Source organism: Dryocola mayonis (genome assembly GCF_051307045.1).
Taxonomy (GTDB): domain Bacteria; phylum Pseudomonadota; class Gammaproteobacteria; order Enterobacterales; family Enterobacteriaceae; genus Dryocola.
Genome location: NZ_CP150452.1, coordinates 2,342,591 through 2,363,185 on the forward strand (window position 1 = coordinate 2,342,591; position 20,595 = coordinate 2,363,185).

Here is a 20,595-nt window from a genome sequence, read left to right on the forward strand (position 1 = left end):
CCTCATCGATATGGGTAAATTTGCATCGGCGGATTTACCCATATCGCCTGATATAAAATAAAGAGCGCATTCTGGAGCGATCATGCAGATTAAAACCATTGAAGACCTTTTTGTTCACCTTCTGTCAGATACATACAGTGCTGAAAAACAATTAACCCGCGCGCTGCCTAAGCTTGCCCGCGCTGCGGAAAACCCTAAGCTCAGCGAAGCTTTCACCGCCCACCTTGAAGAAACCCGCGGCCAGGTGGAACGCATCGATCAGGTGGTGGACAGCATTCCCGATTTCCGTTTAAAACGCATGAAATGCGTGGCGATGGAGGGGTTAATTGAAGAAGGCCAGGAAGTGATTGATAGCGTTGATAAAGGCCCTGTACGCGACGCAGGTTTAATCGCCGCGGCGCAAAAAGTGGAACACTATGAAATAGCGTCTTACGGCACCCTGTGTACGCTGGCGGATATGCTCGGCTATAAAGAAGCCAAAACGCTACTTGGGCAAACCCTTGAAGAAGAAAAATCAGCTGACAATAAGCTGACCACCCTCGCCGAATCAGGAATTAATCAAAAAGCGAAGCAAAAAGGCTAAAACCCGGCCCGGCTTAAAACGCCGGGCTATTTTTTTACTTATATTTATTCTTCCCCTTCTTTATTTTCTCGCCTTGATTAATAAAAACCACCGTTATTAAAAATAACTCCTGCGAAATCAACCGAAAAATAGCGGCTGTAAAATTTAGAGACAATAATTTACACTATCTTTACCGTTGATTTACAAAGCCTTTTATAACTTAATTCGCTTCGCCTGCGCTTTGCCCTCCTTTTCTGCGCTTTCCTTCATATGCTTTAGTCATCTTCTTTAACCGGTGAAGTGGCATAATGAAAAAAACTTTATTTTCATTAGTTTCTGTAACAGGGATAGTAGTGGCTCTGCTTGGCGTAACCTACCTCGCCTTAGGGGGCTGGCTGGCGGCGCTGGGCGGCACGCCGTGGTATCTGCTGTTCGGCGTCGGCTTTTTAATCAGCGGCATTTACCTCGTTCGTTATCGCAGTGCGGGCATCGGGCTGTACCTGCTTACCTTTATCGCCTGCGCCGTATGGTCGCTAAGCGAGGTGGGGCTCGACGGCTGGCAGCTGATGCCGCGTTTATTCGGCCTTGCCCTCCTCGGCGTCTGGATAAGCATGCCGTGGATTACCCGCCGCCTCGTGGCGCGCGGAAATCCTTATTACCCAGGTTTACTTACCGGCTGTTTCTATCTTGCGGCTATTGCAGGCATCTTCTATGCGGGCTGGCATATCAGCGACTCACGTTTTGTTCAGCGCCAGCCGATTCCCGCCGCGCAAACGGAGGCCGCGCCTGCGCAGGAAGCCGACGCTAACGACTGGCATTTTTATGGCCGCACTGCCGCCGGCCAGCGTTATTCGCCGCTGGAACAGCTGACCCCCGCGAACGTCAGCAAACTGCAGCCTGCCTGGGAATATCATACAGGCGATACCCTGCGCGAGGGGGAGGATAAAGCCGGGCGCGAGTTTAATTTTGAAGTCACGCCCATCAAGGTTGGAAACGTGCTCTATATCTGCACGCCGCACCGCCAGGTGATTGCCCTTGATGCCACGACCGGCAGGCAGCGCTGGCGCTTTGATCCGCACCCGGACACCTCGGCAAATGAATATCTCGCCTGCCGCGGAGTGGCCCTACAGCAAAGCGGTTGAGGATAAAAGCTGCCCGGAAAAAATCATTACCACCACCAGCAACGCGCAGATGGTGGCTCTGAATGCGCAAACGGGTAAGCCCTGCCCGGCGTTCGGCGAGCAGGGCTTTGTTAGCCTGACCGACCAGATGGGCGAAGTCCCGCCTGGTTTCCATTTCATCACCTCGCAGCCTCTGATTATGGATAACCGCATCGTGCTTGGCGGCTGGATATACGATAACCAGGCCACCGGCGAGCCCTCCGGCGTGGTGCGCGCCTATGACGCCGCCTCCGGCAAGCTTGCGTGGAGCTGGGATATGGGCAGGAACCCGCAGAATGGGCGGTTAAAACCAGGCGAAGAGTACACGCGCGGAACGCCTAACGGCTGGGGAACCTATACCGCCGATCCTGAGCTGGGCCTGGTCTATATTCCCCTGGGCAACGCTACGCCGGATTATTACGGCGCGAAAAGGCGCCCCTTTGATGAAAAATATTCCAGCGCGCTGGTTGCGCTGGATATCCATACCGGCCAGGAACGCTGGCATTTTCAAACCGTCCATCACGATGTCTGGGACTACGATCTTCCCATCGGCCCGACGCTTGTGGACTTGCCAGGCGAACAGGGCGGCACCCTGCCGGCGCTGATTCAGACAACCAAAATGGGACAGCTTTTTATGCTGGACCGCCGCACGGGCAAAGCGCTTGCGCAAATAGAAGAAAAGCCCGTTCCTGTCTCTCCCGTCCTGCCCGGGGAACACCTTTCTCCGACGCAGCCGGATTCAACCGGCATGCCAAACCTGGCGCCGCCGGATCTGAAAGAGACGGATATGTGGGGCGCCACCCCCATCGATCAGCTCTGGTGCCGGATCCAGTTCCACCGCTACCGCTATCAGGGCCGCTTTACGCCACCGGCTGAGGGCACGTCGATCGCCTATCCGGCTTTTGACGGCGTGATGGACTGGTACGGCGCCTCGGTCGATCCTCTGCGGCACGTGCTTATCGCCAACACCAGCTACATTCCCTTTACCATGCAGCTGCTGAAATCCGGCGAGGCGATTAAGCAGGGGCTGATGCAGCGCTGGGCGGGATGGGGAAGCAAAGAGGCCTATCCCAAACCCAAAGAGTTTGCCGTCGGGCCGCAGTACGGCACGCCATGGGCCGCGGTAGTCAAACCCTGGCTGACGGCGTTAGGCGCGCCGTGCAGCGCGCCGCCGTGGGGAAAACTGGTGGCCATCGACCTCACAACGCGCAAAATCGCCTGGGAACGGCCGGCGGGTACAACCCGGGATATGAATATCTTCGGGACGCACGCCAACGCGCCTTTGCCCACCGGCATTTTTATGATTGGGGGAAATATCGTGACGCGCAGCGGCCTGATCTTTATGGGCGCTACGGCTGATAACTACCTGCGCGCCTTTGATGAAACCAACGGCAAAGAGCTCTGGCGCGCGCGCCTGCCGGCCGGCGGGCAGGCCACGCCGATGACCTATATGGGCGCCGACGGCAGACAGTATGTGGTGATAGCCGCAGGCGGTCACGGCGGTCTGGGAACCCGCTCCGGGGACGCGCTGGTCGCTTATGCCCTGCCCCGGCGCTAGCCGGCACCGCAACGGCAAAGACCATAAAAAACGCTCGGGAGGAAAGAATTTATTAGTTAAATGTGCGACTTCGCCTGATTATATGCAGGAATGTTTTAGTTACAGTGACGGCTGAATGTCAAGCGAGGGTCGGTTATGAAAAATATCATCATCAGTATGATTGCCAAGATTTCAAAGATGGATGCGGAAGCAAAGTTACTGACCGCTCAGGTGGAAGCTCAGTCTCTGTTACTGAGCGCGATGCTGCTCGCGGTGGGGAAGGAAGGCGGTCTGGAGCACATTGTTGAAAGCGTTAAAAAAGCCATCAACACCGCGCTTGAAGCCTCGGATAACCAGTTAAGAAGCGATACGGAGCTTTTGCTAAGCCAGTTTAACGAGCTGCTTTCGTTAACGCGGCTGCTGGCAAAAGCGGATACGGAGATTGACGTAGAAGCGTTGCGCGAGCCGCCGGCGCCCAATTTGTAGTAAAAAGTCTTAAATAACGCCAATAAAGGGCAGACCCGGACAGGTTTCTAACGAGACCGCATATCTTGACTATACTTATCGGTACATTCGCATTAAAGGAGAGTGAAATGTTTGAAAAAGCAGAAGATAAGGTCAATGAAGCGGCGGGCAAAGCTCAGGAAGTATTTGGTCGCACCACTAACAGTCCTGAAGACACGGTAAAAGGCATGGCGCAAAAATATGCTTCCCAGGCAAGCAGCGCTACCCGCGATGCTACCGACTCGCTCAGAGATCAGGTTTCAGCTAATCCTATCGGCGGACTGGCGATAGCCGGCGCCATCGGCGTGGTTATCGGCTATCTTCTCGGCCGTAAATAAGCGCTCGTCGCCTGCTCCGCTAAAGCTTCATCAATGCAGCAATAATTATCGACCCGCATTTTTTGCGGGTCAGAACGCTGATGCCTCTTATTGACACCAGCAGCGTTAGTCTGTAGATTATCCCGGTATTAGTCATACAAAACGCTTAATAATCAAGCGGTTAATTTGCATAAGCTTTCCTGATGCGTTCATAGCTCAGTTGGTTAGAGCACCACCTTGACATGGTGGGGGTCGTTGGTTCGAGTCCAATTGAACGCACCATCCTTATACCCTTTTCTTATTATTATACTTTTTAATATTCCCCTAACCCGGCGATAACAGTCGCTGTAAATCTGTACACTTCGTTAGCCAAAAAAGCGCTTTTAATTCCTTTCCCGGCAACTTGCCCCTATAATACGCGGGTTCCTAACTTGAATGGTTTCAGCGCATTGGACTGCCTTTATAATAGACAATTATGCACTTTCCCCCGGCTGGCTGAACCGCAAGCATACTTTCCTCTGCACGCTTTATTTCTGTCACCTATCCTTACCAGGTGTCGATTTTACAATACCAGCTTCAATTTCCGCTCCGGCGACAGTGTCCACCGGAACCGAGTTTTAACAATCCTTCTCAACTTACAGATAAGACTGTCATGAAAAAGACTAAAATTGTTTGCACCATCGGTCCGAAAACCGAATCCGAAGAGATGCTGACCAAAATGCTCGACGCGGGCATGAACGTTATGCGTCTGAACTTTTCCCACGGTGATTACGAAGAGCACGGCCAGCGCATCAAAAACCTGCGCAACGTTGTCAGCAAAACCGGCAAAAAAGCGGCCATCCTGCTGGACACCAAAGGCCCTGAAATCCGTACCATCAAACTGGAAGGCGGCAACGACGTCTCTTTGAAGGCAGGCCAGACCTTCACCTTCACCACCGACAAAACCGTTGTCGGCAACAGCGACATCGTTGCTGTGACCTACGAAGGCTTCACCAACGATCTGAGCGTGGGTAACACCGTGCTGGTTGACGATGGCCTGATCGGTATGGAAGTCACCGCTATCGAAGGCAAGAACGTTGTTTGTAAGGTGCTGAACAACGGCGACCTGGGCGAGAACAAGGGCGTTAACCTGCCTGGCGTGTCCATCGCGCTGCCGGCGCTGGCTGAAAAAGACAAGCAGGACCTGATCTTCGGCTGCGAGCAAGGCGTTGACTTCGTTGCCGCCTCCTTCATCCGTAAGCGTTCCGACGTGGTTGAAATTCGCGAGCACCTGAAAGCCCACGGCGGCGAAAATATCCAGATCATCTCCAAAATCGAAAACCAGGAAGGCCTGAACAACTTCGACGAAATCCTCGAAGCGTCCGACGGCATCATGGTTGCCCGCGGCGACCTGGGCGTGGAAATTCCGGTTGAAGAAGTTATCTTCGCGCAGAAAATGATGATCGAGAAATGCGTTCGCGCACGTAAAGTGGTTATCACCGCGACCCAGATGCTCGACTCCATGATCAAAAACCCGCGCCCTACCCGCGCTGAAGCAGGCGACGTGGCTAACGCCATTATCGACGGCACCGACGCGGTAATGCTCTCCGGCGAATCCGCTAAAGGTAAATACCCGCTGGAAGCCGTGACCATCATGGCGACCATCTGCGAACGTACCGACCGCGTCATGACCAGCCGTCTGGATAACAACCACGACAGCCGTAAACTGCGCATCACCGAGGCCGTGTGCCGCGGCGCGGTAGAAACCGCTGAGAAACTGGAAGCGCCGCTGATCGTTGTGGCAACCCAGGGCGGCAAATCTGCTAAAGCCGTGCGTAAATACTTCCCGAACGCGACTATTCTGGCGCTGACCACTAACGAAGTCACCGCTCGTCAGTTAGTGCTGAGCAAAGGCGTGGTTCCGCAGCTGGTTAAAGAAATCGCCTCTACCGATGATTTCTACCGTCTGGGCAAAGAAGTGGCTTTAGAAAGCGGCCTGGCGCGTAAAGGCGACATCGTGGTGATGGTTTCCGGCGCGCTGGTTCCAAGCGGCACAACCAATACCGCATCCGTTCACGTTCTGTAATTTATACGTTGCGAACGAATATTTTGTTAAAAAGCGCCCGCGGGCGCTTTTTTTATTGCTTTAATAGACAGTATTAATAAAAAAGCAAATCGGCTAAAACTATTTAAGCTAAATTTTATTAAGATGAATCCGATGAAAGCGCCCTGTTTTCTCAGTTTTTTTTAACTTATCGCCCCGGTTCGGTGTTTCTTTGAGCGAACGATCAAATTTAAGTGCATTCCCATCAAAAATTTATTCTCAACTCAAAAAACTTTGTGTAATACTTGTAGCGCTACATGGAGATTAACTCAATCTAGAGGGTATTAATAATGAATCGTACTAAACTGGTACTGGGCGCGGTAATCCTGGCTTCTACTATGCTGGCAGGTTGTTCTTCTAACGCTAAAATCGATCAACTGTCTTCTGACGTTCAGACTCTGAACGCTAAAGTTGATCAGCTGAGCAACGACGTGAACGCAATGCGTTCTGACGTTCAGGCTGCTAAAGATGACGCAGCTCGCGCTAACCAGCGTCTGGACAACCAGGCTCACTCTTACCGTAAGTAAGAGTTACTGGAATAAAATGGCGCACATTGTGCGCCATTTTTTTTGGCCGTCTGCCGGACCCTGCCTGTCCCTTCTTTACCCTTTCCCTGTATTCCTTCCCTAACGCATCACTACGCTATTTTGATCGCTAACGGCTGTTCCTGTCGCCTGAGTGACCGGCGCGGCTCCTGTGGCTGCTCTGACGCTCTGTACGGGGGTAATATTCACCGGCTGCGAAGGCACGCCCTGCGGCGCGTTAATCAATACCGGATAGCCTGCGCGACGCGCCAGGGCGCTATCCACCTGCGCTTTATCGCTCAGCGGGTTATCGATAAAGGACCCGAATGAAGCGGAAATCGCAATAGGCACGGTTTGCGGGTTCTCCCAGTCGTTGCGCGACAGCGGCTGATGCACCTCCACATAGCGTTTTCCGTCCGGCTCGGTGGTGTACTTCACCGGCTCGTTAATAATCTCCACGCGGGTTCCCCAGGCCACCTGGCTGAACAACGCTTTGATATCTGGCGCGCGCATCCTCATGCAGCCGGAGCTCACGCGCAGTCCGATACTGTTACGCGCGTTTGTGCCGTGAATCAGATACTCGCCGCCGCCTTTTTCCAGACGCAGCGCATAGCGTCCCAGCGGGTTATTTGGTCCGGCGGGCACGACGGCGGGCAAATTAATGCCCTGGGCTGTGGAACGAGCGCGAATATTGGCGGTTGGCGTCCAGGTTGGATTGGGGATTTTCTGGCTGATGCGCGTCACCATCACCGGCGTTTCACGCCCCAGCTGGCCAATGCCTAACGGATAGACCTCCACGCGATTTTGCCCGGGCGGATAGTAATAAAGCCGCAGCTCGGCCAGATTAATAACGATGCCCTCGCGCGGCGTATCCGGCAGGATCATTTGCGAAGGAATAATTAATTCACTGCCCGGTTTTGGCAAAAAGGGATCGACGGTATTGTTCGCCTCCAGCAGTAAAAGCACGCCGGTGCTGTATTTAGCGGCTACCGCTTCAAGGTTTTTACCGTCATTGGGAACAATATACGTTTTATTTTCGCCAATTATCCGGCTGCCCGGCGGCGGTAATAAATAGTCAACGGCCCACGCCGACTGGCTGGCCGCCAGGGTGCTGATTAAAAGAAAAGTTATTTTAGTGAACGCGCATTTCATATTGTATTCCTGTATTCACCGACAGAACGTCGGAATGCTGAAAGCCCGGCGAGGCAATGAACTTACCTCGCGTTAACAGGATGAAAGCTGTTCTTTTAGTTTAGCTAAGATTGGCGGCTTTGGCGCGGATAGAACGGATCATGGCTTCCAGCCCCTGCGAGCGGGAAGGCGTAAGGTGCTGGGCCAGCGCCAGCTTCTCAAACCAGGGACGCACGTCAAAGGCGACGATGTCCTGCGCGGTCATCTGCTGGTAAAGAATAAAGACCACGGCGATAAGCCCTTTGACGATCGCGGCATCGCTGTCGCCCTCAAGCGTAATCACGCCGTCCGGCTGCTGGTGCATCACAATCCATACCTGACTCTGGCAGCCCTGAATGACATTTTCCGCCTTGTGCTCCGCATCTGGCAACGCGGGCAGACGTCCGCCCAGCTCAATGATATAGAGATACTTCTCTTCCCAGCTGGCGCAACGGCTGAAGTTTTTCAGCAGCTTTTCTTTATCTGGCAACGTGGCCATAACCTTCTCCCTGTTAGCCTAACAGACGGTGGATGCGTTGCAAACCTGCAACCAGACGATCCACCTCTTCTTCGGTATTGTACATGGCAAACGAGGCGCGGCACATCGCCGGAACCTTGTAGAACTCCATCAGCGGCATAGCGCAGTGGTGGCCCGTACGTACGGCGATGCCGTAGTTATCGAGGAAACTTCCCACGTCGTAAGCGTGATGCTTGCCGAGGTTAAAAGCGATTACGCCCAGGCGATGTTCCGGGCCGTATATCGTCAGGTCAGGAACGGCCTGTAACGCCTGCTGAGCGTAGCGCATTAGCGAATGCTCATACTCGCCTACTTCCTGAAGGTTGAGGCTCTCGATATAGCTCAGAGCGGCTCCCAGGCCGATAATGCCGGCGGTATTAGGCGTACCGGCTTCGAAGCGCCAGGGCGCCGCCGCGTAGGTCGTCCCTTCCGTCAGGCTGACGGTGGCGATCATCGAGCCGCCCCCTTCCCATGGCGGCATGCGCTGCAGAATTTCTTCCCGGGCGTAAAGCACGCCGATCCCCGTCGGGCCGTAAATCTTATGCCCGGAGAAGAGATAAAAATCGCAGTCCAGCGCCTGCACGTCGATTGCGTGGTGCATGATCGCCTGCGCGCCGTCGACCAGCACTTTCACGCCGGCCTGATGGGCGGTGGCGATCATCTCGCGCACCGGGTTTTCCGTGCCGAGCACGTTTGACACCTGGGTGATTGCCAGCAGTTTTGTACGCTCATCGATAAGCGTCGGGAAGACGTCAAGCTGCAGCGTCCCGTCTTCATTGAGAGGAATAACCCGCAGCGTAGCGCCGGTTTGTTCGCAAAGGATCTGCCAGGGCACGATATTCGCGTGGTGCTCCATCGCAGAGATAATAATATTATCCCCGGCCTGGAGGCTGGCGCGCCCCCAGCTGTTGGCGACCAGGTTGATGCCTTCGGTCGTACCACGAACAAATACAATTTCTTCTGGCGTACGCGCGTTGATAAAACGTGAAACCTGATTGCGCACGTTTTCCATAAGCTGCGTAGCTTCGGCGCTAAGGGTATGAATGCCGCGATGCACCGCGGCATAGCCGTGACGGTAAAAGTCCAGCTCGGCGTCGATCACCGCCTGCGGTTTTTGCGCGCTGGCGGCGCTGTCGAGATACACCAGCGGCTGCCCGTTCACTTCCCGGCTTAAAATTGGAAAATCAGCCCGTACCTGTTCTATGGAAAAACTCATGCCTCGCCCCCTGCAAAGCGCTGGCCGATCCTGGCCAGCACCTGCTGTTTTAATGCCTCGTCACGAATGCTTTCCGTAAGCTCAGCGGCAAAGGCATAGATAATCATCTGTTGCGCTGCCTGCTCTTCGATACCGCGTGAACGCAGGTAGAACATTTGCTCATCGTCGATACGGCCAATGGTGGCGCCGTGGCTGCATTTTACGTCGTCGGCATAGATTTCGAGCTGCGGTTTGGTGTCCACTTCCGCCAGGCGCCCCAGCAGCAGGTTGTTGTTGGTCATCTGCCCGTCGGTTTTAATCGCGTGCTGCGCCACTTTAATCATGCCGTTGAACACCGCGCGGCCCTTATCGCGCACGATAGTTTTATGCAGCTGGCGGCTATTACAGTAGCCCTTGTTATGTTCAAGCCAGGTGCGGGTATCGCACACTTCGTTGTTGACCGGCAGCGCCAGGCTGTTCATGCGCAAGGTGGTATTTTCGCCGTTAAGCTGCGTGCTGGTGTTATGCCGCAGCACCGCTGCGCCCAGAAGGAAGCTGTTGCTTTCAACCGTTGCGTCCTGGCCGATAACTAAATCGTTATGCGCGAAGTGGTAGCTGCGCGCGTTTTCAAACGCCAGCTTGAAATGGCGCAGCTGGCTGTTCGCCGCCGCCTCGGCTGTAAAACGCGCGCCGGTAAAATGCGCATGCTCGTCGAAGCTAACGTAATGCTCAACCACCGTCGCCCGGGCGCCTTCGCCAAGCGTCAGGTGGTGGCGATAATGCGCGGTGTTCATTTCATCCTGCGCGCTGCCGCGGCTGATGTGCATCAGCAGCAGCGTTTTCGCCGGGCTGTGGTTGCGCGCCACGCGAATATGCGTGACGGTTTCGGCCAGGCTTTCTGTCAGATGCAGGAAAACTTCGCTCTGCACCGCAGCGGGCAGCGACTGGCGCTGTTCATCCACCGTTATTTCAAAACCGCTGTTGGCGAGATCGTCGCTCAGCTCGGCGCTAAAACGCCCATCGACGAACACTAAACGCCAGGCGTCAATGGGCAACGCCCGCTCGTCACGCTGAATTTCACTAAGAGCTTCCGGCGCCGGGGCGACGAACTGATGGTTTAGCAAGCCATCAAGGGGCGTATATTTCCAGTTCTCATGCTTGCGGGTCGGCAGCCCCAGGCGCAGCATTTGCTGCATATGCTGCTGGGCCTCTTTGGTGCGCTTTATGCCCTGCGCTTCAAACAGGTGATGCCACTGCTGCAGGGCGTTGCCGTTACTGCTGTTCGGTAAGCCAGCCATAGCCCTGCTCCTCCAGTTGTTTCACCAGGCTGAAATCGCCGGATTTGACGATCCTGCCCTGATACAGCACGTGTACAAAATCAGGCTTGATGTAGTCGAGAATGCGCTGGTAGTGCGTGACGATAATAAACGAGCGGTTGCCGTCGCGCAGGGAGTTCACCCCTTCGGCGACGATTTTCAGCGCGTCGATGTCCAGCCCGGAATCCGTTTCATCAAGGATGCACAGCTCCGGCTCCAGCACCGCCATTTGCAGAATATCGTTACGCTTTTTCTCGCCGCCCGAGAAGCCGACGTTTACCGAACGGGTCAGCAAATCTTCCGGCATTTTCAGCAGCCTGATTTTCTCTTCCATCAGGTCCTGGAAATCAAAGCGGTCGAGCTCTTCCAGCCCGCGATACTGCCGCACCGCGTTCAGCGCGGTTTGCAGGAAGAACTGGTTGCTGACGCCGGGAATTTCCACCGGGTACTGGAAAGCCATAAAGATGCCTTCGCCTGCGCGATCTTCAGGCGACAGCTCCAGCAGATCTTTGCCTTTAAAATGAACCTCGCCGCCGGTGACCTCATAATCATCGCGTCCGGCGAGGGTGGCGGAAAGCGTACTCTTACCCGAGCCGTTCGGGCCCATAATGGCGTGCACTTCCCCGGGTTTGACTTCCAGACTCAAGCCACGCAGGATTTCTTTATCCTCAACGCTTACCTGTAAATCTTTAATGCTTAACATAGTTTTCCCTTAATGCTTAACCGACGCTGTGTTCGAGGCTTATCGCTAATAGTTTTTGTGCTTCCACCGCGAATTCGAGCGGCAGTTCAGAGAACACGTCTTTACAGAAGCCGTTGACGATCATGGATATCGCATCGTCCTGGGCAATCCCGCGCTGCAGACAGTAGAACAGCTGGTCTTCGCCGATGCGTGAAGTTGTCGCCTCGTGCTCAAGCTGAGCCGTATTGTTGCGGCATTCCACATACGGGAAGGTGTGCGCGCCGCTGTCCGGCCCGATAAGCATCGAGTCGCACTGGGTGAAGTTACGGGCGTTAGTCGCGGTAGGCATGATTTTGACCAGCCCGCGATAGCTGTTCTGGCTGTGCCCGGCGGAGATCCCCTTCGAGATAATCGTCGATTTGGTATTTTTACCAATGTGGATCATTTTGGTGCCGGTATCGGCCTGCTGATGCCCGGCGGTGAGCGCCACGGAGAAAAATTCGCCGATGGAGTTATCGCCGCGCAGGATGACGCTTGGGTATTTCCAGGTGATGGCGGAGCCCGTTTCCGACTGGGTCCAGGACATCTTGCTGTTCGCCCCTTCGCACAGGGCGCGCTTGGTCACAAAGTTCAGGATCCCGCCGGTGTTGCCGTCGCCCGGGAACCAGTTCTGCACCGTGGAGTATTTCACCTCCGCGTCTTTGTGGATGATGACTTCCACTACCGCCGCGTGAAGCTGATAGCTGTCACGAACCGGAGCCGAACAGCCTTCGATGTAGCTGACGTAGCTGCCTTCATCCGCCACCAGAATGGTGCGCTCAAACTGACCGGTCTTCTCGGCGTTGATGCGAAAGTAAGTGGAAAGCTCCATCGGACAGCGCACGCCTTTCGGCACGTAGATAAAGGTGCCGTCGGAAGCCACGGCGGCGTTCAGCGCGGCGAAAAAGTTATCGTTGCTCGGCACCACGGTGCCAAGATATTTTTTCACCAGCTCCGGGTATTCGTGAATCGCCTCGCCGAAGGAGCAGAAGATAATGCCCTGTTCGGAAAGCTTTTCGCGATAGGTGGTCGCCACGGAGACCGAGTCAAAAATCGCATCCACCGCCACTTCGGAGCCTTCGCGCACCGGAACGCCGAGCTGTTTGAAGGCCTCTTCCACCTCGCCCGTCAGATAAGCGTTGCTGCCGGGCTGCTGCACGGCGCCAGGCTGGGATTCGCAGTTATCGTCGCAGCTGCCGCAGGAAGGCGCGGAGTAGTAGCTGTAATCCTGATAGTTCAGCTTTTCATAGTTTGCCTTCAGCCAGTGCGGCTCTTCCATCTCAAGCCATGCGCGGTAGGCGCTCAGGCGAAACTCCAGCATCCACTCCGGCTCGTTACGCCGCGCGGAAATTGCCCGCACCACCTCTTCATTGATGCCGTGAGCCATTTCGTCGGTTTTAAGCTGGGTAAAGAAGCCTTCTTTATAGTGATGGCTGCCGGCCCAGGTTTGTACTTCGTCGGACGTTTCAGTATTACGTGACATAATCCCGCCTACACCCCAAAGCTTTCACCGCAGCCACATTCGTGCTGCGCTTTCGGGTTGTTGAATTTGAATATCTCGTTTAAGCCTTCGCGCACATAGTCGACCTCTGTGCCGTCGATAAACGGCATGGCCGATAGCGGAACCCAAAGCTTTGCGCCGTTCGTTTCGAACAGGAGATCGTCTTTATGAGGCTCTTTCACGGTATCCAGCACGTAGCCAAAGCCCGCGCATCCGGTCTGCTTAATACCAAGGCGCACGCCGAGCAGTCCCGGCTGCTGGCTTGTCAGCTTACAAATATGCGCGGCCGCGTCCGGGGTTAGCGTCAGACCCCGCCAGGCGAATTCATTGGGATCGAAGCTACCAGTTTGCACTTCCATAGTTCACCTCTTATGTGTTGCCGCCCAAAGGCCAATGCCCCTATGTTAATGATAACAATTATCAATACAACATCCTGATAACAGGGGTATTCACGAAATGCTGCTTTTTTGGGCGTCTTTACTAAGGATAGACCCTGCTGAAACTCTTGCAGATGGCGAAAAGAGCTATTTAAGCCGCTGAAATAGAGAGATTTTAGCCGCGTACTGGGGCGCTGGACGATAGAAAGCAAAAGATGTATAGAGAATATCTATTTAAGTGAGAGGCGGAGGTTAAAACAGGCGTTTCTGGAAAATACGCTAACCCCATCCCGAGCCTTTTCTAAAATCGGGCTTTTGCTGGATGGTGCCCGCAGGCTTAACCCGGGCTATTCCCTTCAGAGTTGTGTTCCTTAAACGCTATCTGTTTATGCGTTAGCTAGCGAAAGGATGTGCCGATCCGGGGGAAAGCATTATGCCCCTCGGTTTTACAAACCGGTTACGACCCCGTTTAAATCGATAAAAAATTCATATCGGTAATCAATATTATTCATCGTATATAGCAGCCCATATTTGTACCCGGGCTTTAAAGCTACCTTGATGCAGGTATCAGGATAAGAAAGATGAAGCGGATGGTGACCCGACATTAAAATTGACTTCCTGTAGCCATCTTCACTGGAAGATAAATAATAATAGCTCAGCACATCCCTTTTATTCACGCTCAGGCAAATCCTGTTAGCTTCGATGATGGCAGCGCCTGCGTTGGCAAAAGCCAGCTTGTCCGCTTCGCTTTGACAGGCGCATAAAAGGAAAACCCAGAGACAGAAAAATATTTTTTTCATAAATAAAACCCCTTTAAAACTTTTTTATATAGCCTGGAAAGAATGTGCCGATGGGGGGAAGCATACATAAGCTTTTCAAATCACCTGATGGAAAAACCTGAGGGCTATGAAGCCTTCCCCACTACGTCTACCTCGCTACTACCCGTGCTCTGATAACGGCCTTACTCTTTTCCTCTTCTGATATCGAACACTCTGCCATTAAGATCTATAAAAAACTCGTAGCGAAAAGTGTGCGAATTCATTTTATAAAGAAGAACATATTCAAATCCATTTTTTAACGGGGCGCTAAAACACGTTTTAGGGTATCGATATTGAAGCGGAGTATCTCCACTATTCACCAACTCTTTTTTATAATTATTTTCTGATGAGGAAATACTATAAAAGTCCAACACATCTTTCTTATCGACACTTATGCAAATTCTGTCACCATAAATTATGGCGCTGCCCTGGTCAGTGAATGGAAACTTTTCCCCCAGCAGGCAACCACTCAGGCAGAAACACATCCCAGCAATCATAACCTTTCTCATAACGGGAATCTCCTTAATATTTTCTTATATCTTCCAGTCAATTGTTTTTCTGATTCCATAAAATTATAATCTTGCAGATTCACATTCTGCATATGGCCAGAAAACCCTGATTAATTAATAACCAGTAATCGCTAACGAGGCTTGCTTGCTGCTCCATACCATATTCATTTAAATTCTCTTTATCCAATCTGTATTGATAATTCACGACCCATGAAAACGCGCCTCTGGCCTTAACAAACATTCCCCGTTGAAACTGATATACGTGCATCATTTCATGAAGGAACATATGTTGACTGGAGTAATCGCTACTCGAAAGTCCGGCCTGTACACCCCCTCCTGAAACCCTACCTCACCATTGGGCGTCATGGCCGTATTTCTGCTCTGCAGATTAAAAGGAAGATAGCTGCCTCGGTGAATCCATACTTTGTTATAGCTGACAGTGTGGCCGAACAGCGTAGCGGCTAAATTTATCTCACCGTTGGTTAGCCTTCTTAAACCGCCGACAGCGATAGCTTTTTTAAGATCCGTTTCAAAACTCATAAAGTTTTCTCCTTGCTGAAAATATCAATATATCACTGAGAATTGAGCCGGCAATTATTTAGTTTATGAATAAGTCGACGCTCATGCATTGACACAACAGGCAGGGATTTATCGTGACAGAAAAAAATAAAAAATACCCACCAGAATAAATCAGCAAGTGCTGAAAAAAGCTCTAATAAAAAGTGCAGATGAGTGCCTTAATATAAATTCAGAAAATATTAATTTGAGAATTTTTTCCCCGGGCGCTGCGCTTATTTTCGCCCTTAAAACGAAAACGGTGGATGACCGCCAGGTCACCCACCGTTCATTTTATCGCTGCTTAAGTTCAGCCGGCTTTAAACCACCGCCGTCGTCAGCCGAGAAGTACAGCAAAGCCGCCCCTGTTCGTCGCTGATTTCAATCAGCCATACCTGATGACGGCGGCCGACGTGCACCGCCTTACAGACCCCGCGCACTACGCCTTCTCGCGCAGAACGAACGTGGTTGGCATTGACTTCGAGGCCGACGACCTTTTGCTCGCCCTCGGTGCACAGGTAACCTGCCACCGAACCGAGCGTTTCAGCCAGCACGACGGAAGCGCCGCCGTGCAGCAGGCCATAGGGCTGGCGGGTGCGGTTATCCACCGGCATGGTGGCTTCCAGTTCGTTATCGCCAATGCGGGTAAATTCGATACCAACATGCTCGACCATATTCCCGGCGCTCATGGCGTTAAGCGCCGCAAGCGTGGTTTCACGTCGCCAGATCATCCCATAATCTCCAGTAGCGCCTGTAACGGATGGCGCACGCCGTTGCCTTCCACGCGCTTGACCTGGCTGCGGCAGGAATAGCCGGTTGCCAGACAGCGGCCGCGCGGCAGGCGCTGCATCGCCTGATGCCAGGAAAGCTCATAGATACCGAGGGAATTGGCGTGATTTTTGACCTCATGTCCGTAGGTGCCCGCCATGCCGCAGCAGCCGACGCTTACGTTCTCAAGCTTCGCCCCGAAGCGCGCAAAAATAGAAGCCCACTGGTTCGGCGCGGTTGGCAAGGCGGTCACCTCGGTACAGTGGCCGAATAAATACCAGGATTCGCCGCCGACGGCGGTCGTTTCGCGATCTGCCAGCACGCCCGGCAGCCATTCGTGAACCAGCTGCACGTGGAAATCTCCGCGCTCCTCGCCCAGCGTTTGCCTGTACTCGTCGCGATAGCAAAGCACCAGCGCCGGGTCGACGCCCACCATTGGCATACCGAGCGCCGCGACGCGGTTCAGGAACTCGGAGGTTTTACGCGCCGTGCGGGCGAATTTTTGCAAAAAGCCTTTGATGTGCTGAGCCTTGCCATTCGGGGAAAACGGCAGCACAACGGGCTCGAAACCAAGCTTTTCCACCAGGCGGACGAAATCTGCAACCACCTGCGCATCGTAGTAGCTGGTGAAGGGGTCCTGCACCACAAGTACGGTTTTAGCGCGCTGTTCCGCGCTGTAGCCCTCAAGCTGCTCAAGCGTGGCGTTTGCCGAACGATGCCCCACCAGCTGCTGCTGGAGCGTTGGCGTGGAGAGCAGCGGCAAATCAACCATGCCGATGTGCTTTTGCGACAGATTGCGCACCCACGGCTGGCTCATAAAGAAATTAAACGTCTTCGGCGCGCGCGCCATCAGCGGCGCATAGCTTTCGACCGTGGCTACCAGATGATCGCGCATCGGGCGCAGATAGCGGGTGTGGTACAGCTGCAGGAAGCGCGAACGGAACTCCGGCACGTCGATTTTAATCGGGCACTGCGTGGAGCACGCTTTACAGGCCAGACAGCCGGACATCGCCTCTTTCACTTCGTGGGAGAAATCGTATTCGCCTTTGCGCGCGTGCCAGGAGTTGCGGCTTCGCTCGATAAGGCCCCGCAGGCTGGCGCGCTGCTGCGGCAGCTGCTTTTCCAGCGCTTCAGGATCCACGCCGCGATCGGCCAGCAGGCGCAGCCACTCACGGGTTAAGGTGGCGCGGCCTTTCGGAGAATGAATGCGGTTGCTGGTTATTTTCATCGACGGGCACATCGGGCTTTTCACATCGAAGTTAAAGCACAGGCCGTTGCCGTTGCACTCCATAGCGCCGCGCCATGAGGTGCGAACCGCAATAGGAATTTGCCGGTCGAAGGTGCCGCGCTTCACCGCGTCCACCTGCATCATCGGATCGTCCACGCCGAGCGGCGGGCAGATTTTACCGGGGTTCAGGCGGTTATCCGGATCGAACGCGGCTTTAATGCGGCGCAGCTCCTCATAGAGCGTTTCGCCAAAGAAGGCCGGACTGTATTGCGCGCGGAAGCCTTTGCCGTGTTCGCCCCACAGCAGGCCGCCGTATTTAGCCGTCAGCGCCACTACCTCGTCGGAAATACGCGTCATCAGCACTTCCTGATGCGGATCGCACATGTCCAGCGCCGGGCGAACGTGCAGCACGCCCGCATCCACATGGCCGAACATGCCATAGCTCAGATTATGGCCATCCAGCAGCGCGCGAAATTCCGCAATATAATCCGCCAGGTGATGCGGCGGCACGCAGGTATCTTCGGCAAAGGGAATAGGCTTTGCCTGCCCTTTTGCATTGCCCAACAGGCCGACGGCTTTCTTGCGCATGCCATAAATACGTTCGATGCCCGCCAGGTCGCTACAAATCTGCCAGCCGATAACGCCGCCCTCGCCTTCGGCTATCAGCGAATCAAGACGCGTACACAGCGCGGCGACCTGGCTTTCGATGAGCTCAAGGTCGTCTCCGGCAAATTCAACGATGTTCAGGCCGAGCATCTCTTTATCCGGCACGTCGGTAATCAGTTCGCTCACCGAGTGCCAGACGATATCTTCCCGCGCCAGGTTCAACACTTTCGAATCCACCGTTTCCACGGACAGCGCACGGGCCTCGACCATAAAAGGCGCGTTGCGCAAAGCGGAGTCAAAAGAGTCATACTTCACGTTCACCAGCCGACGCACTTTCGGCAGGCGCGTAATATCCAGCTTCGCCTCGGTGATAAACGCCAGCGTGCCTTCGGAGCCTGTCAGAATGCGCGTGAGATCGAACTGTGAAAGATCGTCGTTAAAGACGTGGCGCAGATCGTAGCCGGTAAGGAAACGGTTGAGCTTCGGGAATTTATCGATAATTAGCTGGCGCTGTTCGCGGCAGCGTTCAAGCACGGTGCGATAAATTCTCCCGGTAGGGCTTTCATCGCGCCCCAGATCTTCCGCCAGCGCCGTGGACATCTGGTGGGTATCCAGAATATCGCCGCCCAGCAGCACGGCGCGCACGCCCATTACGTGGTCAGAAGTTTTGCCGTACACCAGCGAGCCCTGCCCGGAGGCATCGGTGTTTATCATCCCGCCGAGCGTTGCGCGGTTGCTGGTGGACAGCTCCGGGGCGAAAAAATAGCCGTAAGGTTTTAAATACTGGTTGAGCTGGTCTTTAATTACCCCCGCTTCCACGCGCACCCAGCCCTGCTCAGGGTTGATTTCAATGATGCGGTTCATGTAGCGCGACATATCGACCACGATGCCGGTGTTCAGCGCCTGGCCGTTGGTGCCGGTGCCGCCGCCTCTGGGGGTAAAGACCAAAGATTTGAAACGTTCTTCGGAGGCCAGGCGGGCAAGGAGCGCCACGTCGGCCGTTGAACGAGGGAAAAGCACCGCGTCCGGCAACAGCTGATAAATGCTGTTATCGGTTGCCATAGTCAACCGGTCAGCGTAGCTGGTTGCGGTATCGCCGGTGAAACCCTGCTGCTCCAGTGCCTGCAAAAAATTGAGCACCAGTTGAACAAGCCCCGGCGCCTGAGAAATTTGTGGGATCATTGACTGTCGACCCTGCCTGACGTTATTTAAGTTGTGAGTTATCGTTTGCGTATACTGCCTTTCGTTTTTAACACATTTTTTTCAGACAAGCGCGTCTGTTTTGCGGCTGTCAAAAAGCGAGGAAATACATCATCATTATGTTATCCGCTTCGCGGTTTTAACGCAGGCAATTTGCCCGTTATCTTTTTTTAAGGTGATTATTTCTATGGTCAAAGTAAGTCCGCCAAAGGATCTGCTGCAGATCTTGCTTTCAGTGCTGTTTATCTCGGTAATGATTATTGCCTGTCTGTGGATTGTACGGCCCTTTATTCTCGGCTTTGCCTGGGCTGGCACCGTCGTGCTTTCCACCTGGCCTGTAATGCTCAGGCTCCAGCGTTTACTGTGGGGAAAACGCTCGCTGGCCGTAATGGTCATGACCTTTTTACTGCTGATGCTCTTTGTGATTCCCGTCGCCCTGCTGGTGAACAGCCTGGTCGATAACAGCGGGCCAATCATCCGCTGGGCGACCAAAGGCAATATGGCCCTGCCGACCTTCGAATGGCTGCATGCTATTCCGGTGGTGGGCGATAAGCTTTATGTCGGCTGGAATACGCTGGTCGAAAGCGGCGGCAGCGCGATTATGGCGAAAATCCGCCCTTATATCGGCACCACCACAACCTGGTTCCTGGGCCAGGCGGTGCATATCGGCAGCTTCCTGATGCACTGCGGCCTGATGCTGCTGTTTAGCGTACTGCTGTATGCGAAAGGCGAAACCCTCGGCAACGGGATACGTCATTTCGCATTCCGGCTGGCGGGTAAACGCGGCGACGCGGCTATTCTGCTGGCGGGCCAGGCCATTCGCGCTGTCGCTTTGGGCGTGGTGGTAACCGCGCTGGTGCAGTCGGTGCTCGGCGGTTTTGGTCTGGCGGTTGCCGGCATTCCGAATGCGACGTTGCTTACCGTCGTGATGATGCTGTGCTGTCTGGTACAGATTGGCCCGCTGCTGGTGCTTATCCCGTCCATCGTCTGGCTCTACTGGTCCGGCGATACGACGTGGGGCACCGTGCTGCTGGTCTGGAGCTGCGTAGTGGGCACCATGGATAACGTTATCCGCCCTGTGCTAATCCGTATGGGCGCCGATTTGCCGATGATTCTAATCCTCTCCGGCGTTATCGGCGGCTTAATCGCCTTTGGCATGATCGGCCTGTTTATCGGCCCGGTGCTGCTGGCGGTCTCCTATCGTCTGATTTCAGTCTGGATGCATGAAGCCCCGCTGCCGCAGGACAACACCGACGAAATCGTTGAGCTGCTTGAAGAACAAGAAGAAAACAGCGTGAAGTAATCCGCCGCTCCCTCACCCGTGGGGGAGCCGTTAAACCATTGGTTAACGCACCTAATCAGTCTGCTGCTTTTTATCCTCCATTAACCCCTTTGATTTGGCTAACGCGCGATAATGTGATGTTAAT

19 protein-coding genes, 1 tRNA gene and 1 pseudogene are annotated in these 20,595 nt (G+C 54.1%); 9 read left to right on the forward strand and 12 right to left on the reverse strand.

The annotated features are described in order from the left end of the window. The first annotated feature begins 82 nt into the window (after nucleotides 1-82). The 8 genes and pseudogenes from WLO32_RS11335 to WLO32_RS11370 all read left to right on the forward strand — a co-directional run bounded on the left by WLO32_RS11335 (nucleotide 83) and on the right by WLO32_RS11370 (nucleotide 6,690). Entirely contained in the window at nucleotides 83-583 is a 501-nt protein-coding gene (locus tag WLO32_RS11335) for a ferritin-like domain-containing protein (protein ID WP_435945278.1), read from the forward strand. A 590-nt stretch (nucleotides 584-1,173) separates the two neighbouring features. Next, nucleotides 1,174-3,280 (forward strand): annotated as a pseudogene (locus WLO32_RS11340) (membrane-bound PQQ-dependent dehydrogenase, glucose/quinate/shikimate family). Between the two features lie 135 nt (nucleotides 3,281-3,415). Beyond that, nucleotides 3,416-3,745 (forward strand): anti-adapter protein IraP, encoded by a 330-nt coding sequence (gene iraP, locus WLO32_RS11345; protein ID WP_435945279.1) that lies wholly within the window; start codon nucleotides 3,416-3,418, stop codon nucleotides 3,743-3,745. Between the two features lie 107 nt (nucleotides 3,746-3,852). Continuing rightward, a complete protein-coding gene (locus WLO32_RS11350) occupies nucleotides 3,853-4,101 on the forward strand; it encodes a CsbD family protein (protein ID WP_121268793.1) in 249 nt (82 codons plus the stop codon). Nucleotides 4,102-4,285: 184 nt separating this feature from the next. Next, nucleotides 4,286-4,362, forward strand: a tRNA-Val gene (locus WLO32_RS11355). 167 nt (nucleotides 4,363-4,529) lie between these two features. Further along, entirely contained in the window at nucleotides 4,530-4,736 is a 207-nt protein-coding gene (ynhH, locus tag WLO32_RS11360) for a protein YnhH (protein WP_435948286.1), read from the forward strand. Then, nucleotides 4,733-6,145, forward strand: a complete 1,413-nt coding sequence (gene pykF / locus WLO32_RS11365) for a pyruvate kinase PykF (protein ID WP_435945280.1) — start codon at nucleotides 4,733-4,735, stop codon at nucleotides 6,143-6,145. Before ynhH ends, pykF begins: the two co-directional genes overlap by 4 nt. A gap of 308 nt (nucleotides 6,146-6,453) precedes the next feature. Beyond that, nucleotides 6,454-6,690: a major outer membrane lipoprotein gene (locus WLO32_RS11370; RefSeq protein ID WP_034455915.1), complete on the forward strand. Its 237-nt coding sequence runs from the start codon at nucleotides 6,454-6,456 to the stop codon at nucleotides 6,688-6,690. Between the two features lie 99 nt (nucleotides 6,691-6,789). Here the strand turns inward: WLO32_RS11370 and ldtE are convergent, their stop codons facing one another. The 12 genes from ldtE to ydiJ form a co-directional block, all read right to left on the reverse strand. Next, a complete protein-coding gene (gene ldtE, locus WLO32_RS11375; protein WP_435945281.1) occupies nucleotides 6,790-7,839 on the reverse strand; it encodes a L,D-transpeptidase LdtE in 1,050 nt (349 codons plus the stop codon). 100 nt (nucleotides 7,840-7,939) lie between these two features. After that, nucleotides 7,940-8,356, reverse strand: coding sequence for a cysteine desulfuration protein SufE (gene sufE, locus WLO32_RS11380; protein WP_121268799.1), 417 nt, complete (start codon nucleotides 8,354-8,356; stop codon nucleotides 7,940-7,942). A 13-nt stretch (nucleotides 8,357-8,369) separates the two neighbouring features. After that, nucleotides 8,370-9,590: a cysteine desulfurase SufS gene (sufS, locus tag WLO32_RS11385; RefSeq protein WP_435945282.1), complete on the reverse strand. Its 1,221-nt coding sequence runs from the start codon at nucleotides 9,588-9,590 to the stop codon at nucleotides 8,370-8,372. Continuing rightward, nucleotides 9,587-10,867 (reverse strand): Fe-S cluster assembly protein SufD, encoded by a 1,281-nt coding sequence (gene sufD / locus WLO32_RS11390; RefSeq protein WP_435945283.1) that lies wholly within the window; start codon nucleotides 10,865-10,867, stop codon nucleotides 9,587-9,589. Before sufD ends, sufS begins: the two co-directional genes overlap by 4 nt. Further along, the gene (gene sufC, locus WLO32_RS11395) at nucleotides 10,842-11,588 is read right to left on the reverse strand and encodes a Fe-S cluster assembly ATPase SufC (protein ID WP_435945284.1); all 747 of its coding nucleotides are present in this window, start codon (nucleotides 11,586-11,588) and stop codon (nucleotides 10,842-10,844) included. The genes sufD and sufC overlap by 26 nt, the downstream gene beginning before the upstream one ends. Nucleotides 11,589-11,604: 16 nt before the next feature. Next, a complete protein-coding gene (sufB, locus tag WLO32_RS11400) occupies nucleotides 11,605-13,089 on the reverse strand; it encodes a Fe-S cluster assembly protein SufB (protein ID WP_435945285.1) in 1,485 nt (494 codons plus the stop codon). A gap of 8 nt (nucleotides 13,090-13,097) precedes the next feature. Continuing rightward, nucleotides 13,098-13,466 (reverse strand): Fe-S cluster assembly scaffold SufA, encoded by a 369-nt coding sequence (gene sufA, locus WLO32_RS11405; RefSeq protein ID WP_435945286.1) that lies wholly within the window; start codon nucleotides 13,464-13,466, stop codon nucleotides 13,098-13,100. Between the two features lie 464 nt (nucleotides 13,467-13,930). Continuing rightward, a complete protein-coding gene (locus WLO32_RS11410; RefSeq protein ID WP_435945287.1) occupies nucleotides 13,931-14,284 on the reverse strand; it encodes a putative T6SS immunity periplasmic lipoprotein in 354 nt (117 codons plus the stop codon). 161 nt (nucleotides 14,285-14,445) lie between these two features. Beyond that, on the reverse strand, nucleotides 14,446-14,811 hold the full coding sequence (locus WLO32_RS11415) for a putative T6SS immunity periplasmic lipoprotein (RefSeq protein ID WP_435945288.1): 366 nt from the start codon (nucleotides 14,809-14,811) through the stop codon (nucleotides 14,446-14,448). Nucleotides 14,812-15,078: 267 nt separating this feature from the next. Next, entirely contained in the window at nucleotides 15,079-15,351 is a 273-nt protein-coding gene (locus WLO32_RS11420; RefSeq protein ID WP_435945289.1) for a hypothetical protein, read from the reverse strand. A 335-nt stretch (nucleotides 15,352-15,686) separates the two neighbouring features. Further along, nucleotides 15,687-16,097: a 1,4-dihydroxy-2-naphthoyl-CoA hydrolase gene (gene menI, locus WLO32_RS11425; protein ID WP_435945290.1), complete on the reverse strand. Its 411-nt coding sequence runs from the start codon at nucleotides 16,095-16,097 to the stop codon at nucleotides 15,687-15,689. Further along, nucleotides 16,094-19,150, reverse strand: a complete 3,057-nt coding sequence (gene ydiJ, locus WLO32_RS11430) for a D-2-hydroxyglutarate dehydrogenase YdiJ (RefSeq protein WP_435945291.1) — start codon at nucleotides 19,148-19,150, stop codon at nucleotides 16,094-16,096. The genes menI and ydiJ overlap by 4 nt, the downstream gene beginning before the upstream one ends. A gap of 205 nt (nucleotides 19,151-19,355) precedes the next feature. On the opposite strand from ydiJ, the gene ydiK reads away from it, so the two are divergent. After that, the gene (ydiK, locus tag WLO32_RS11435) at nucleotides 19,356-20,471 is read left to right on the forward strand and encodes an AI-2E family transporter YdiK (RefSeq protein ID WP_435945292.1); all 1,116 of its coding nucleotides are present in this window, start codon (nucleotides 19,356-19,358) and stop codon (nucleotides 20,469-20,471) included. The last annotated feature ends 124 nt before the right edge of the window (nucleotides 20,472-20,595 follow it).

Bases quoted from the DNA above. Each gene is read 5' to 3' on its own strand.
- WLO32_RS11335 (WP_435945278.1), top strand. From the start codon at position 83: ATGCAGATTAAAACCATTGAAGACCTTTTTGTTCACCTTCTGTCAGAT.
- iraP (WP_435945279.1), top strand. From the start codon at position 3,416: ATGAAAAATATCATCATCAGTATGATTGCCAAGATTTCAAAGATGGAT.
- WLO32_RS11350 (WP_121268793.1), top strand. From the start codon at position 3,853: ATGTTTGAAAAAGCAGAAGATAAGGTCAATGAAGCGGCGGGCAAAGCT.
- pykF (WP_435945280.1), top strand. From the start codon at position 4,733: ATGAAAAAGACTAAAATTGTTTGCACCATCGGTCCGAAAACCGAATCC.
- WLO32_RS11370 (WP_034455915.1), top strand. From the start codon at position 6,454: ATGAATCGTACTAAACTGGTACTGGGCGCGGTAATCCTGGCTTCTACT.
- ldtE (WP_435945281.1), bottom strand. From the start codon at position 7,839: ATGAAATGCGCGTTCACTAAAATAACTTTTCTTTTAATCAGCACCCTG.
- sufE (WP_121268799.1), bottom strand. From the start codon at position 8,356: ATGGCCACGTTGCCAGATAAAGAAAAGCTGCTGAAAAACTTCAGCCGT.
- sufS (WP_435945282.1), bottom strand. From the start codon at position 9,590: ATGAGTTTTTCCATAGAACAGGTACGGGCTGATTTTCCAATTTTAAGC.
- sufD (WP_435945283.1), bottom strand. From the start codon at position 10,867: ATGGCTGGCTTACCGAACAGCAGTAACGGCAACGCCCTGCAGCAGTGG.
- sufC (WP_435945284.1), bottom strand. From the start codon at position 11,588: ATGTTAAGCATTAAAGATTTACAGGTAAGCGTTGAGGATAAAGAAATC.
- sufB (WP_435945285.1), bottom strand. From the start codon at position 13,089: ATGTCACGTAATACTGAAACGTCCGACGAAGTACAAACCTGGGCCGGC.
- sufA (WP_435945286.1), bottom strand. From the start codon at position 13,466: ATGGAAGTGCAAACTGGTAGCTTCGATCCCAATGAATTCGCCTGGCGG.
- WLO32_RS11410 (WP_435945287.1), bottom strand. From the start codon at position 14,284: ATGAAAAAAATATTTTTCTGTCTCTGGGTTTTCCTTTTATGCGCCTGT.
- WLO32_RS11415 (WP_435945288.1), bottom strand. From the start codon at position 14,811: ATGAGAAAGGTTATGATTGCTGGGATGTGTTTCTGCCTGAGTGGTTGC.
- WLO32_RS11420 (WP_435945289.1), bottom strand. From the start codon at position 15,351: ATGAGTTTTGAAACGGATCTTAAAAAAGCTATCGCTGTCGGCGGTTTA.
- menI (WP_435945290.1), bottom strand. From the start codon at position 16,097: ATGATCTGGCGACGTGAAACCACGCTTGCGGCGCTTAACGCCATGAGC.
- ydiJ (WP_435945291.1), bottom strand. From the start codon at position 19,150: ATGATCCCACAAATTTCTCAGGCGCCGGGGCTTGTTCAACTGGTGCTC.
- ydiK (WP_435945292.1), top strand. From the start codon at position 19,356: ATGGTCAAAGTAAGTCCGCCAAAGGATCTGCTGCAGATCTTGCTTTCA.